12 protein-coding genes are annotated in these 13,640 nt (G+C 55.0%); all 12 read left to right on the forward strand.

Features of this window, described 5'->3' with window-relative positions; genetic code table 11:
* Positions 1 to 3 precede the first annotated feature (3 nt).
* The gene (locus tag CJP46_RS32440; protein ID WP_094599764.1) at positions 4 to 462 is read left to right on the forward strand and encodes a hypothetical protein; all 459 of its coding nucleotides are present in this window, start codon (positions 4 to 6) and stop codon (positions 460 to 462) included.
* Positions 463 to 1,074: 612 nt separating this feature from the next.
* A complete protein-coding gene (gene hisS / locus CJP46_RS32445; protein ID WP_094599765.1) occupies positions 1,075 to 2,340 on the forward strand; it encodes a histidine--tRNA ligase in 1,266 nt (421 codons plus the stop codon).
* Positions 2,341 to 2,370: 30 nt separating this feature from the next.
* On the forward strand, positions 2,371 to 4,158 hold the full coding sequence (gene aspS / locus CJP46_RS32450; protein WP_094599766.1) for an aspartate--tRNA ligase: 1,788 nt from the start codon (positions 2,371 to 2,373) through the stop codon (positions 4,156 to 4,158).
* 23 nt (positions 4,159 to 4,181) lie between these two features.
* On the forward strand, positions 4,182 to 4,937 hold the full coding sequence (locus CJP46_RS32455) for a tRNA threonylcarbamoyladenosine dehydratase (protein WP_094599767.1): 756 nt from the start codon (positions 4,182 to 4,184) through the stop codon (positions 4,935 to 4,937).
* A gap of 147 nt (positions 4,938 to 5,084) precedes the next feature.
* Positions 5,085 to 6,344 (forward strand): NCS2 family permease, encoded by a 1,260-nt coding sequence (locus CJP46_RS32460; RefSeq protein WP_094599863.1) that lies wholly within the window; start codon positions 5,085 to 5,087, stop codon positions 6,342 to 6,344.
* A gap of 144 nt (positions 6,345 to 6,488) precedes the next feature.
* On the forward strand, positions 6,489 to 7,454 hold the full coding sequence (locus CJP46_RS32465; RefSeq protein WP_094599768.1) for a 3'-5' exoribonuclease YhaM family protein: 966 nt from the start codon (positions 6,489 to 6,491) through the stop codon (positions 7,452 to 7,454).
* Positions 7,455 to 7,747: 293 nt separating this feature from the next.
* Positions 7,748 to 8,236 carry a hypothetical protein gene (locus tag CJP46_RS32470; protein WP_143813068.1) on the forward strand — a complete coding sequence of 163 codons (489 nt, stop codon included), beginning with the start codon at positions 7,748 to 7,750 and terminating at the stop codon, positions 8,234 to 8,236.
* Entirely contained in the window at positions 8,233 to 8,817 is a 585-nt protein-coding gene (locus tag CJP46_RS32475; RefSeq protein ID WP_094599770.1) for a DUF5044 domain-containing protein, read from the forward strand. Before CJP46_RS32470 ends, CJP46_RS32475 begins: the two co-directional genes overlap by 4 nt.
* Before the next feature lie 210 nt (positions 8,818 to 9,027).
* Positions 9,028 to 11,193 carry a HelD family protein gene (locus CJP46_RS32480; protein WP_094599771.1) on the forward strand — a complete coding sequence of 722 codons (2,166 nt, stop codon included), beginning with the start codon at positions 9,028 to 9,030 and terminating at the stop codon, positions 11,191 to 11,193.
* A gap of 168 nt (positions 11,194 to 11,361) precedes the next feature.
* Positions 11,362 to 12,297, forward strand: coding sequence for an SDR family oxidoreductase (locus tag CJP46_RS32485; protein WP_094599772.1), 936 nt, complete (start codon positions 11,362 to 11,364; stop codon positions 12,295 to 12,297).
* 36 nt (positions 12,298 to 12,333) lie between these two features.
* A complete protein-coding gene (locus tag CJP46_RS32490) occupies positions 12,334 to 12,927 on the forward strand; it encodes a TetR/AcrR family transcriptional regulator (protein ID WP_094599773.1) in 594 nt (197 codons plus the stop codon).
* A 357-nt stretch (positions 12,928 to 13,284) separates the two neighbouring features.
* The gene (locus tag CJP46_RS32495) at positions 13,285 to 13,599 is read left to right on the forward strand and encodes a CD3324 family protein (RefSeq protein WP_094599774.1); all 315 of its coding nucleotides are present in this window, start codon (positions 13,285 to 13,287) and stop codon (positions 13,597 to 13,599) included.
* The last annotated feature ends 41 nt before the right edge of the window (positions 13,600 to 13,640 follow it).

Raw genomic sequence — 13,640 nt, forward strand, 5'->3', positions numbered from 1 at the left:
ATCATGACGAAGCAAATTCAAGCGTACTTCAAATCCGAGGATGACGCGGAAAGCGCAAAGACGAAACTGATTGGCTTCCAAACGGAGCACCTGGAGGTAAGCCGGCTCGGAGAGGGCATCGGCAGTGACCGCCGTATCCTGCTCCCGATCGCTCCCGTCAATTTAAGCGGCAGCGCCAATGCCGCTGGGACGTCAGGTGCGGTAGGCGTGCCTACCGCTTATCCGGCCGCAGGGATTCCTGTGGTGGATGACCGGGATCCGGACGAGCTGTCCGAGGAGGACCGCGAGCGCCGTGCGGATGAGGGCGGCGACATGCTCTCCGGAGCGGTAGACGTATCTCCGGGCGATGAGGATTACCGGGATTTGGAGTACGTCCTCGCTGCCAAAGTGTCTGACGATGTGTATCAGGATGTTGTCAATAAACTGCGGGCAAGCGGAGGTTATGTGGAAATTTTCGACTGATTTCCCTATCAAACGATCAAAAGAGAGCGCTAGGTAAAGCGCTTTCTTTTATGTAATATAACTGTAATATTAGATTCATATTTCCTTAATATTGGTTGTCTATAATAACAGCATGACCCCCTTTTTTAATATATTACCTTGTTGAACCTACAATATTGATTGTAGGTTTTTTCTTTGCAGAAATATCTGTAAACTGACAGCTGCATCCAATTTGTGACAAGGGCTCTTGACTTTAGTGCAGCGGTTCATTACAATCTAAAAATAATCTAAAATCGATTTGATGACGGGACCAAGTAGTCCGCGCCCCACCATGCAGAGAGGAATCCCTTAGGCTGAAAGGATTCTATGGATGACCGGATGAATGACTTCCCCGAGAACAGGCGGCGAAAATGGCTTGTGGAACAGGATATATGTGTTCCAGGGTATGAGTAGACGTGCTGCGCTGAACGGGCGTTAATCGTTTGGAGCGGATACATCAAGAGGTATCCGGAATGTGGGTGGTACCACGGGAATCAATGAATAACGATCTCTCGTCCCTGTTGGCTTGTTCAAGCGCAGGGGTGAGGGATTTTTTTATTTAGCCACAAATGATCTATGAAAAGAGGGGTTGCTATGGCTTACCAAAAACCGACGGGCACGCAGGATTTTTTGCCGGGCACGGTGGAGAAATGGCAGTTTGTCGAAGAAAAAGCCAGAGATTTGTGCCGGCGGTTCAATTACCGAGAAATCCGCACGCCGATGTTCGAGCAGACCGAACTGTTTGAGCGCGGCGTCGGCGAAACGACGGATATCGTCGAGAAAGAGATGTACACGTTTAAGGACAAAGGCGACCGCAGCATGACGCTGCGCCCAGAGGGCACCGCCGGCGTGGTCCGTTCTTACGTGGAAAACAAGCTGTACGGTGAACCCGATGTCACCAAGCTCTACTACATCGGCCCGATGTTCCGCTACGAGCGTCCTCAGGCGGGGCGTTACCGCCAGTTCCACCAGTTCGGCATCGAGGCGTTCGGGGCGCTGGATCCGGCCATCGATGCTGAAGTGGTATCGCTCGGATACCAGTTCTGCAAAGACCTCGGCCTGCAGGGCGTGACCGTGGAGATCAACTCCGTGGGCAATCCCGCCAGCCGGGCGGCGTACCGCGAGAAGCTGCTCGCTTTTCTGACGCCGATGAAAGACACTTTGTGCAAGGACTGCCAGTCTCGGATGGAGCGCAACCCGATGCGGGTGCTGGACTGCAAAATCGACCAGGACAAATTCATCGATGCGCCGTCGATCCTTGACAGCCTGGACGAGGAGTGCACCACGCATTTCGAGCAGGTGAAGGCGTACCTCACAGCGATGGAGGTCGACTATAAGGTCAATCACCGGCTGGTGCGCGGCCTCGATTATTACACCCACACCGCCTTTGAATACAAGGCGCAGGGCATCGGCGCGATCGATACGATCGGCGGCGGTGGACGCTATAACGGCCTCGTCGGCGAAATCGGCGGACCGGACCAGCCGGGAATCGGCTTCGGCATCGGCTTGGAGCGGATCCTGCTGATCCTCGACAAGCAGGAGATCGATCTCCATGCCGTCAAGCCGCTGGACGTGTACCTGGTGGCGCTCGGCGAAGCGGCCGACCGCGAAATCACCAAGCAGCTGTTCCTGCTGCGCAAGGAAGGCTTTGCTGCAGAGCGCGATTACCTGGGCCGCAAGATGAAGGCCCAGATGAAGTCCGCCGACCGCCTGAACGCGCGCTATACCGCGATTCTCGGCGACGACGAGCTGTCGCGCGGGGAAATCGCCCTGAAGTCGATGGAGACCGGCGAGCAGCAGACGGTAAAGCTCAGCGAGCTGCATTTGGCAATCCGTAAATCTGCCGATAAGGCTGAATAAATAAACCAATTCAAAGGGGAATGACAAATCATGCATAGGACCCATCAATGCGGTATTCTGACCACCGCGAACATTGGAGAAACGGTAACATTGAGTGGCTGGGTGCAAACCCGCCGCGACCTCGGGGGCGTCTTGTTTATCGACCTGCGCGACCGCAGCGGCATCGTGCAAATCGTATTCAACCCTGCTTACTCCGGCGAAGCGCTGGCCATTGCCGACAAAGTGCGCAGCGAATATGTGCTGTCCGTCACCGGCAAAGTCGTGCAGCGCGACGCTGAAACGGTCAACCCGAACCTGCCGACCGGTCAAATCGAGGTGCAGATTACCGAGATCGAAGTGCTGAACGGTGCCAAAACGCCTCCGTTCTTCATCGAAGACGGCGTGGAAGTAGATGAGTCGCTTCGTCTCAAATACCGTTACCTGGACCTGCGCCGTCCGGAAATGCAAAAAACGCTGCTGCTCCGCTCCAAAGCTTCGAAGATATTCCGCGACTTCCTGGACGGGGAAGGCTTCATCGAAGTCGAGACGCCGATCCTGACGAAAAGCTCCCCGGAAGGCGCACGCGATTATCTCGTGCCAAGCCGGGTGCATGAAGGCGAGTTCTTCGCTTTGCCTCAATCCCCTCAGCAATATAAGCAGCTGCTGATGGTTGGCGGCCTGGAGCGTTATTTCCAAATCGCCCGCTGCTTCCGGGACGAAGACCTGCGCGCTGACCGTCAGCCGGAGTTCACGCAGGTGGACATCGAGACGTCCTTTATGAACCAGGACGAACTCCTGGGCATGATGGAGCAGCTGATGGCCCGCCTGTTCAAAGAAACGGTTAACGTAGACATTCCTTTGCCTTTCCAGCGCCTGACTTATGCCGAAGCGATGGACAAATACGGCTCTGACAAACCGGACCTGCGGTTTGGGCTGGAACTGATTCAAGTCAGCGACCTGGTAGCGTCTAGCGGCGTCAAAGTGTTTGCTTCGGTCGTCGAAAAAGGCGGAGAGGTCAAAGTGCTAAACGCCAAAGGCTGCGGCACTTGGAGCCGCAAGGAAATCGACGATCTGGGTCCATTCGCGGCCCGTTACGGAGCCAAAGGCTTGGCCTGGATTCAAGTCAAGGAAGGCGAATTCAAAGGGCCGATCGTGAAGTTCTTTACGCCTGAAGAGATCGAAGCGCTGAGAGAGCGCACCGGAGCCGAAGAAGGCGACCTGCTGCTCTTCTCCGCCGACAATAAAAAGGTCGTAGCCGACGTGCTTGGCGCACTCCGCCTGAAGATCGGCAAGCAGCTCGGCCTGATCAACGAAAATGAGTTCAAATTTGCCTGGGTGGTCGACTTCCCGCTGCTGGAGTGGGATGAAGAAGAGAAACGTTACGTTGCTCTGCACCATCCGTTCACCCGTCCGCGCGACGAAGACCAGCATCTGTTTGAAACCGTTCCGGGTCAAATCCTGGCCCAGGCTTACGATATCGTGCTGAACGGTTACGAAGTCGGCGGCGGTTCGATGCGGATCTACAAGCGCGATATGCAGGAAAAAATGTTCGCGGCCCTCGGATTGTCGCCTGAAGATGCAAAAGACAAATTCGGCCACCTGCTGGATGCCTTTGAATACGGCACGCCACCTCACGGCGGCATCGCGTTTGGTCTGGACCGGCTCATCATGCTGCTCTCCGGACGCAGCAACCTGCGCGAAACGATCGCTTTCCCGAAAACGGCAAGTGCGACCGATCTGCTCATGGATGCGCCGTCGCCGGTCGACCAAGGGCAGCTTGAACAGCTTCACATCAAGCTCGCGAAAAAGCCGGGAGAAGAAAAGAAAGTTCATTCTTAAGCTAAGGGAGGCCACCTGACGATATGCTTAATCAATTTTCACGTACGGAGCTGGCCATCGGGCCGGAAGGCCTGGAAGTCATGAAGAACAGCACGGTGGCGGTCCTCGGCATCGGCGGGGTGGGATCCATTGCGGTGGAAGCCCTGGCCCGCACCGGGGTCGGCCGCATTATTCTGATCGACAAAGACGTGGTCGATATTACCAACATCAACCGTCAGATTCATGCGCTGACCACGACCATCGGCCAGAAAAAGGCCGATCTGATGGTGGAGCGCGTCAAACTGATCAATCCGGACATCGACGCGATTGCCCTCAACATGTTTTATACCGAAGAAACCTACCAGGAGCTGTTCAAGTATGATCTGGATTATGTGCTGGACGCATCGGATACCGTGTCCTACAAAATCCATCTCATCAAAGAGTGCCTGAACCGAAAAATCCCGATCCTTTCCAGTATGGGCGCGGCCAATAAAATGGATCCGACCAAGTTCCAGGTCGCCGATATTTCCAAGACGACGATGGATCCGATCGCCCGGGTTATCCGAACCAAGCTGCGCAAGGACGGCATCAAAAAAGGCGTCAAGGTCGTCTTCTCGACCGAAGAGCCGATGAAGCCGCGCGTGGACGTCACGCAGAAGATCGTTCCGGAGAACGCGCCGGAAATCCGCAAGGCGAAACAGCCGCCGGCCAGCAACGCCTACGTGCCGCCGGTCGTCGGCCTGATCATGGTGAGCGTGGCGGTGAAGGATCTGCTGGCAGGAGCAGGGATCCAGGTATAACTCAATCGACTTATGGCGCGCGAGGCCGTATAACGGCGCTCGCGCTTTTTATTTTACAAATATGGTATAAATAAATGAGTTGGACACCGTTTGTGAACAGGAGGATTATTGTTGAAATCTAGTTTTTGGCACCGCAGTCTGGGGCTGATGCCAGGGGACAGCTGGAAGAAAGAATGGATTGCTGGTGCTGTTTCGTATTTTTCCGTCGTATATATTGTGATGGTTAACGCGAATATTTTGCACGATGCAGGGATGCCACTGAAAGCCGCCATGGTGGGAACGCTGCTGACGTCGGTCGTGGGCTGTCTCCTGATGGCTTTTGGCGGCAAGTCGCCGATTGTGGTCGTCCCGGGTATGGGGATTAACGCCTTTTTCACGTATACCCTGGTACATTCTATGAAGCTGTCCTGGCAGGAAGCGCTGATGGTCGTCTCGGTCACGGGCGTGTTATTCTCGATCGTATCCTTTACGTCCCTGTACCGGATCGTAAGTGAGGCCATCCCCCACAATCTGAAGCACGGCATTACGGTAGGAATCGGGCTGTTTCTTACGTTTATCGGGCTGCAGAAAAGTCAAATCGTGATCGCCCACCAGACCACGTTTGTCACCATCGGGCATTTCAGCGATCCGGCCGTCATCGTGTCCTGCTTTACGCTGTTGCTTGCGCTGATTCTGTTTATCCGGGGCGTGCAGGGTGGACTGCTCATCAGCATTCTGGTGGGGACAGGGCTGGCGTATCTGCTCGGTGCCGTCAAGCCGGTACAGCTCGAATCAGGACATACCTTCCGCCAGTACGGGGAGCTGTTCGGGCATCTGTCAGCGACGGGTATCGGCAGCCTGGTGTTCTGGATCGCGGTCTTTCTGCTGCTCCTGATCGTTGTCTTTGAAAATATCGGACTGATCGCGGCGCAAACCCAGATGATCGGCCGGCCGGAGCATTTTAAAGGCAGCTTGCGCGCGCTGTCCGTAACAAACATCTTCGCCGGAATATTCGGCAGCAGTCCCGTGGTGGCGGCGGCGGAAACCTCGGCGGGGATTGCCGCCGGCGGGAGAACCGGACTGTCGGCGCTCGTATCCGGCCTGCTGTTCGGGGCGACCTTTTTCTTCATCCCGCTTCTGAGCTACATACCGGACAGTGCCATTGCGCCCGTTCTGATCGTGATCGGCGGACTGATGGTCCAGAATGTCAAAGAGATGGAGTTTTCGGATCTGACCGAAGCGTTCCCGGCGTTTCTGATTATGGTCATGATTCCTTTTACGTACAGCATTGTGGACGGCATGGCATTCGGCTTTATCGCTTATCCGGTGGTTAAGCTGGCCCAGGGCAGAGGCAGGGAGGTGTCGCCCGTGCTGTACGGCATCGCGGCGCTGTTTGTGGCGAACTTCGTGCTGCACGCGTTCCTCTAAAGCAGTAATCGCGCAAGCGGAGGTTCGCGTGAAAGGAGGCCTGCCCAAAGGCGGGTGGATCTTTCCGGTTTGGGGTAATGGATAGGGACAGCGCGAAGCTGCCCTGTACCGTTTTTCAGTGAATTATTAGGAGGATTTAAAGCTATGACACTTATTCAATCTTTTACCGAAGGGCAGGAAATTACGGGCTTCTATCTGTTGAAATCGCTGCAGGTCAAGCAGACGAACGCCACGCCGCCCAAGGATTACTTGGATATGATTTTATCGGATACGAGCGGGGAAATCACGGCGAAATTGTGGGATACCTCCTCGACGGACAAGGAGACGTTCTTCGCCCCGATGCTGGTCAAAGTCCGCGGCATCGTCCAGCTGTACCGGGAGCGGCTGCAATTTAAAGTAACGCAGCTCCGGCCGGCCAAGGACGAGGACGGGTACAACATCACCGATTTCGTACGCTCAGCTCCCGTGCAGCCGGCAGACCTGGTCTATACGATCAAGGCGGCGGCAGCAAGCATCCAGGATCCGGAGCTCCGCAACATTATCGAGCACTGCTACGGCAAAGTCGGGGATAAGCTCATGCATTATCCGGCTGCCAAAGGCATGCACCACGCGTTCTACGCCGGTCTGGCCTACCATGTGGTGCGGATGCTGGAGCTGGCCGAGTTCGTGTGCATGCAGCGGCCGTTTTTGAATCGGGATCTGCTCGTGGCGGGCATTATTTTGCACGATATCGCCAAGACGGAAGAACTGACTGCGGAGCTTGGCATCGTCAGCGAATACAGCTTTACCGGGAAGCTGATCGGTCATATACCGCTTGCGGTCAGCTGGATCACGGAGGCGGCGGTGCTTCACGGCATGGACCTGAACGCGGAAAAAGTCGTGCTGCTGCAGCACATCATTCTGGCCCATCATAATTTGGCCGAGTGGGGCAGCCCGGTGCAGCCGCAAATTCCGGAGGCGCTCGCCCTGCATCTCATCGACCAGATGGATGCCAAGCTGCAAGCCGCCGAGGACGCCATCGATACGATGCAGAGCACGGATGAATGGACCATACCGGTACGGGCGCTGGAGAATAAGGCGTTTTACCGTTCGAAATACGGCAAGGCTTAAGTTCTTGGCATCTTCATATGTTTCCCGGACTTTATTCGTTGTTCTCTCCTGATTTCATCAATAATGGGGAAATGTTAAAACAGTCAGTGTGAGCTAAATCGCCCTGGCTGTTTTTTAATTTTCGGCGGCAAAATAACGCATTCTTTGTTTAGATCCTTCACGGTCTGGGGAGATTGGAGCGGAGGGGCGGAAACGCTGCTCAGGGAAATGGATTGCGAATTTACCGATTTATGGTAAAATTTTCACAAGCACAGAGGCTTTTGAGATTCCTTATGACATAAAGGAGCATGCCCTTGAGAACTGTAATGGTGGGAATGATCGCACGAAGGCTGCTTATTTTCGTTTTTGCCGCGCTGCTGCTGTTCCAACTAGTCGACTGGCTCCCTTGGAGGGACGGCAGCCGGCTTATGATCGCGGACTTAAAGAATGACGGCAAGGTTACGGCGTACCCGGTAAACCGGAAACTGAACATGGATGGAGATACGTTCACCGTAAAGGAGCTGTATACGACCTCCAAGCGGGCGGCCATCCGCTACGCTTTGCGCAAGCAGGAAAAGGATGGCTGGTCCTTCCCAACGGCCTCCGTCAAACTGCTGGATGCGTCCGGGAAGGAACTGGTCCAGCACGGTTCGAGCAGCAGTGAGGTGCCGTGGGGCGAGCATGGATGGATCTATTTTGACCCGCTGCCCGCGGGGACGAACAAGCTGACCCTCCGCTATGAATGGTACGACCGGCAGGGCGAGCTGCCCATTCTCCTGAAGAAGGGGGAGAGTGCCGAATGAAGCTCAGCAAGATGGGCGGTGTGCTTGAATGGGGTGCGGTTCTGATATTGTTCATCGCGCTGCTGTGGGTATCCGGTTTGAGCGGCGGCAGCTTTTCGGCTCAACGCGCCCACGAACTTTCCGAGCGAAGCTATCATTATGGGCCGTCGACGGTCGTGAGAAAAGTTCAGGCGGACAAGGATACGCTCGTGTATTTGGGCACCTACAAGCAGTGGTTTTCTGCAGATACGGTGAAACGGAGGCGTTTCAAGTGGTACCCGGGCGGTGGTGTCGCCGGCGTACCCAAAAATCCGGAGAAACCGCTGGCCTACAGCTGGGATGTTTCGAGCTCCGGAACGGATGGCGGGCTGGCCAAATTTTTCGGTTATGTCAACGATCCCAACATCGTGAGCGTGGAATTGGACATGGTGACGGAGGACCGCAGCAGCAATACAGCGACGTCGGGAACAGAGCGGCAGAGCATATCGGATGACCGCATGTTCCTGTTTGTGTGGAAAACGGAGGGCCGGACGTTCTTATGGCAATCCATCAAAGGACTGGACCGCGAAGGAATGGCCAGGTACGAACAGAAGCTGCAGTGACCTTCGCAAAGGTTCGCAGGGCTTCCCTCGGGTAAATGAGCCTTCGTCATTCTTTTCCCGTGGATTAGAAATCCTCTATGGTAAAATGCCTCTTAAGTATGATATACTGAGTATCCTTTTTAAGCGCGGCTTATGGATAACCTTAAGCATTGGCTTACAAGAGCAGGAGCGGTTAACCCGCTCCTTAATACTTTTAGGAGGTAACTGAAAGTGGAGACCGATTTTCAAAGTGCCTATCAAGAGGAAGAGAGTAGGCTGAATGCAACGATCGCCGAGATCGACCGCCAGCTCGAGAGGCTGCGCGGCATTCCGGTATATACCGGGCATGATTTTACGGAACAGGTATTGGAAGCGGGCCGGGAGGAAAAACGTCAGGCGTTGGCCAAAAGCCTTCAGGAGCCTTATTTCGGGAGGCTGGACTTTCAGGAAGGAAGCGGGGAGCGAAAGCCGCTCTACATCGGGAAAATCGGCGTGGACCAAGCGGAAGTCGGCGATCAGCCGATGGTCATTGACTGGCGGGCGCCGGTAGCCAGCCTGTTCTATTCGTTTACGGGCGGGGACGAATCGGCTTCGTACGAAGCGCCTGAAGGAATTATCGAAGGGCTGGTGTATTTGAAGCGGAACGTAGTGATCCGCAAGCAGATTTTGGAGAGGGTAGCCGATACATACAACCGCGAGAGCGACCAGCCCGCCGTGTCCGACGAGTTTCTCGTATACCGGCTGGGCGAGAACAAGGACAACCGCCTGCGGGACATCGTATCGACGATCCAGGCGGAGCAGGACCGGATCATCCGGGCTGCGCGGAACACGGCGCTCATCATCCAGGGGGTGGCGGGAAGCGGTAAAACAACCGTGGCGCTCCATCGTCTGGCTTTTCTGCTGTACCAGTACAAGGACCAGGTGTCGGCGGATAAAATGATCATTTTTGCCCCGAACCACATGTTCCTGGATTACATCTCCGACGTGCTGCCCGAGCTCGGGGTCGGAGACATCCAGCAGAGCACGTTCGCGGACTGGGCCATGCAGTTGCTGGGGCTTGACCTCCCGCTGGCCGATAACGAAGAAACGCTGCGGTATTGGTTCGAAACGCCGGGGGGCATGCCGGAAATCAGCGATGACGTGCCGGGACGGTTCAAGGGATCGCTCAGATTCATGCAGATGATCCGTGGCTGCTTGTCATCCATGGAGTCGAGCTCGGTGCCTTCCGGCGATTTTATGCCTTGGGAAGGGGCGGTCCTGCCTAGAGAAATGATCCTGCATTGGTTCGATGAGGAATATAAGCCGTACCCGCTGGCGAAACGAAAAGAAAGGGTTATGGCCAGAATCCACCGCTGGATCGAAATGGAGCTGAAGAAGTCGCCTTCGGCGGCAGCGCTCAAGGACCGGAAGAAGAAGGCGGCGCAGCGTGAAAAGTCCTATGCGAACAAATGGCCGAAATACGAGCCGCTCCTGCTGTACAAGCAGATGTTCAAAGCGGTCAAAACCGCCGGCGGCTGGCCGGAGGAAGCGCTGAGCGGCATCCCTGCCGCGGTGCTGAAATCCACCCAGTCCGACTTGAAAAAGGATGTCATCCGGGAGGAGGACCTTCCGGCGCTCCTCTACATGCACTCCCTGCTGAACGACATTACGGGAGAGCAGCGCTTCGACCATATCGTCATCGATGAAGCCCAGGATTTCTCCCCGTTTCAGGTGGCGGTGCTGGACTTGTTCGTGCGGGGCCACTCCTTCACGATCCTGGGTGATTTATCTCAAGGGATTCATGCCTACCGTGGCGTCCACAGCTGGGAGGAAATGAGCTCGCTGTTCGCTCCGGAGAACACCGCCTACTTTGCCCTGACGCGAAGCTACCGCTCGACGATGGAAATCATCGAATTCGCCAACGGCATCCTGGAAAATGGCGTGAAGAGCGATTTACTTGCGGTACCCGTTTTCCGCAGCGGTAATCCGGTGCGTATCCTTCCTTACCACACAGGGGACGACGGAAGGGTCCGCTCCCTTCAGGAAGGGCTGCAGAAACTGGCCGGAGGCGAATACCGGACCGTTGCCATCCTAACGCGGACGCTTACCGACGCCAGCCGGCTGTATGAGCAGCTCGCCCCAGGAATGCCCGACCTGCATTTGATCGACGGGGGCAAAAAGGCGTATGAAGGCGGTTTGTCGGTTCTCCCCGTGTATTTATCCAAAGGACTGGAATTCGACGCGGTCATCGTGGCCGATGCGGATCTTGCCCATTACGGCAATCAGGCTTGGGATGCCAAGCTGATGTACGTAGGCTGTACGCGCGCGCTGCACGAGCTGTGGATCATGCATCAGGATGCGGTACCGCCATATTTGAACAACCCGCAGGAGGATATCGTCACAAGCGGGTGGAAATAGCATTGAACGAGACCGTCCCTTTCTCAAGGGACGGTCTTCTTTTTTGGATACCGGTTTGTTGACCAATTTTAAAAAATATGATTGACATTTCCTAGGAGGAATTATATAGTGTAAACAAATGAATGAATGGTTCATTCATAAATCGTGAGAAAAGGCGGTCGATCGAATATGAACAATACGGTAGGGTTCAACAATAGCCGGACGCTTGAAGGCAAATATATCGTGATCACGGGAGCCACCAGCGGCATTGGTTACTCGACAGCAAAGGCATTGGTGCTGAAAGGGGCGAAGCTGGGCATCGTGGCACGGAGCCGCAGCAAAGCTGCTGAGTTGTCGGCAGAGCTGGGTAAGATAACGAACGGAGAAGCCCAGGTAGACTGCTTCATTGCGGATATGTCATCCCAGCGGGATATCCGCCGGGCAGCGGCCGAAATATTGGACCGCGTTCTGCGGATCGACCGCCTTATCAATAACGCGGGAACGATGTTTGTCAAGAAGAAGCTGTCCGAGGAGGGTCTGGAAATGACCTGGGCGGTCAACCATCTGGGTCCGTTTCTCCTGACCAACCTGCTCTTGGATCGGCTGAAAGAGAGCGGCGATGCCCGAATTATAACAACCTCCTCCCATGGTCACAAAATGGCGAGAAAGGGCATTGACTTCACCGATTTGAACGGTGACCGCCTGTATAGCGGATCAAAGGCGCTTCTTGGAGGAGCGAATCTCCGGTATGCCCAGAGCAAGCTAGCGAACATTTTGTTCACCGCCGAGCTGGCCAGACGGCTCAAGGGGACGGGAGTTACGTCGCACTGCTTTGATCCCGGCCTGGTGGCGACCAACTTCAACCAGGACAACGGAGGGCTGGCCCGGCTGACGATGGCCTGCATGAAGCCTTTTTCCCGAACGCCTGAACAAGGGGCGCAGACGCTCGTATGGCTCGCCGAAACATCGGAGTTTCTGCTGAAGAGCGGCGGATATTACGCGGACATGAAGCTGCAGACCCCTTCCGAAGCTGCGCGGGATGAAGCGGGCGCGAGCCGTCTGTGGCAGGTGAGTGAAGAGCAGACCGGACTCCTTGCCGGATCGGGTTTACGACGGATACAATAAAAGCAGGTATGACTGACAAAAAGGAGGGCGCCAAACGTGGCACCGCTGAACGAGCAGCAGTTGGAACAAATTCACGATGAACGCAGGGAACAGATCAAGAAGGCGGCGCTCAAGGTGTTCGCCCGCCACGGGATCAACGGAACGAAAATGAGCATGATTGCCGCCGAAGCTGGAATCAGCCAAGGGCTAACTTACCGCTACTTCAGCTCCAAGGAAGAGCTGTTTACCGAACTCGTGCAGGAGGCGATGGAGGAGGCGCAGCACTCGATGCATGAGCTGGGGCGCATGCCGGGCAGCCCCGCTGAGCAAATCCGCGCCCTGACTGAAGCTATGCTGGAAGGTGACAATAAGGATGCCTTTCTGCTCATCCACCAGGCCCAAACCTCCAGCGATGTTCCGGAGCGGGCGAAGGAAATGATCGGACGGTATTCGCCAGAGGATACGATCGAGAAGTTGGTTCCGATTTTGGTCAAGGGCCAGGAAACAGGCGAATTCCGCGAAGGAGATCCCCGCCGGCTGCTGTTTCTCTACCTGTCTTTGCTGACAGGATTAGTGCTGCAGGAGGTACCGGGACAGCCGGATTATTGGCGGCAGGAATGCGGCCTGCTGATGGGAATTCTGCTCCGGTAAGCACGGAGCAGGCCCAGGTTTGGGAAATATCCTTGAATAAGTGGAGAGGTAAAGAATATTTATATCCGTTCTTTCACTTGCTGGATTTCCTAAAATATGAGTTAATAAAGGTGTCGGACGGCCGACGATTCTATACGAAAGGAGGCTGATGCAATTTGATCACACAATACGAGGTGGTCTTCGCGTAAGCGAAGCCCCGCAGTATCGGGGGGCCGATCGGTCCCCCTTATACCGTTTATTAAAATATATGAGTACATAACTTGAAAGGAGGCGAAAACAGCATGTTCAAAGCATTTAGCGGGTTTGCAACAACCGTCGGAAAAGGACATCTGTTGAAGTTTAAGGAGGACGTTTATCGTGAATTACAAAAACGGGAGGGATGTGCTTCCCCCTAGTTTACTGAAGGAACTTCAGAAACATATTGAGGGCGAGCTGATTTACATCCCGAAGAGAAGCAACGAACGCGTCGGATGGGGTGTAAACAGCGGGACACGGCAAATGATCGAACGCAGAAACGAAGAGATCTTTGATCTTCATTGCCAAGGTCATTCAATCGAATACTTGAAACAGGCTTTCCACCTGTCTCAGGAGAGCATCCGTAAGGTGATTTTTAAGAAACGGTCGGAACACGCCGCGGATGCCACGAAACAAAAAGTGTCAGCACGCCAGTAGGCTATAACACCTCCCCATCTATGCGTAATATAGATCGGAGG

This window comes from Paenibacillus sp. XY044 (assembly GCF_002257645.1).
GTDB lineage: Bacteria > Bacillota > Bacilli > Paenibacillales > Paenibacillaceae > Paenibacillus_AQ.

Excerpts from the sequence above, each read along its gene's own strand:
- CJP46_RS32485 (WP_094599772.1), top strand. The coding sequence starts at position 11,362 with ATGAACAATACGGTAGGGTTCAACAATAGCCGGACGCTTGAAGGCAAA.
- CJP46_RS32465 (WP_094599768.1), top strand. The coding sequence starts at position 6,489 with ATGACACTTATTCAATCTTTTACCGAAGGGCAGGAAATTACGGGCTTC.
- CJP46_RS32455 (WP_094599767.1), top strand. The coding sequence starts at position 4,182 with ATGCTTAATCAATTTTCACGTACGGAGCTGGCCATCGGGCCGGAAGGC.
- CJP46_RS32475 (WP_094599770.1), top strand. The coding sequence starts at position 8,233 with ATGAAGCTCAGCAAGATGGGCGGTGTGCTTGAATGGGGTGCGGTTCTG.
- hisS (WP_094599765.1), top strand. The coding sequence starts at position 1,075 with ATGGCTTACCAAAAACCGACGGGCACGCAGGATTTTTTGCCGGGCACG.
- CJP46_RS32460 (WP_094599863.1), top strand. The coding sequence starts at position 5,085 with ATGCCAGGGGACAGCTGGAAGAAAGAATGGATTGCTGGTGCTGTTTCG.
- aspS (WP_094599766.1), top strand. The coding sequence starts at position 2,371 with ATGCATAGGACCCATCAATGCGGTATTCTGACCACCGCGAACATTGGA.
- CJP46_RS32440 (WP_094599764.1), top strand. The coding sequence starts at position 4 with ATGACGAAGCAAATTCAAGCGTACTTCAAATCCGAGGATGACGCGGAA.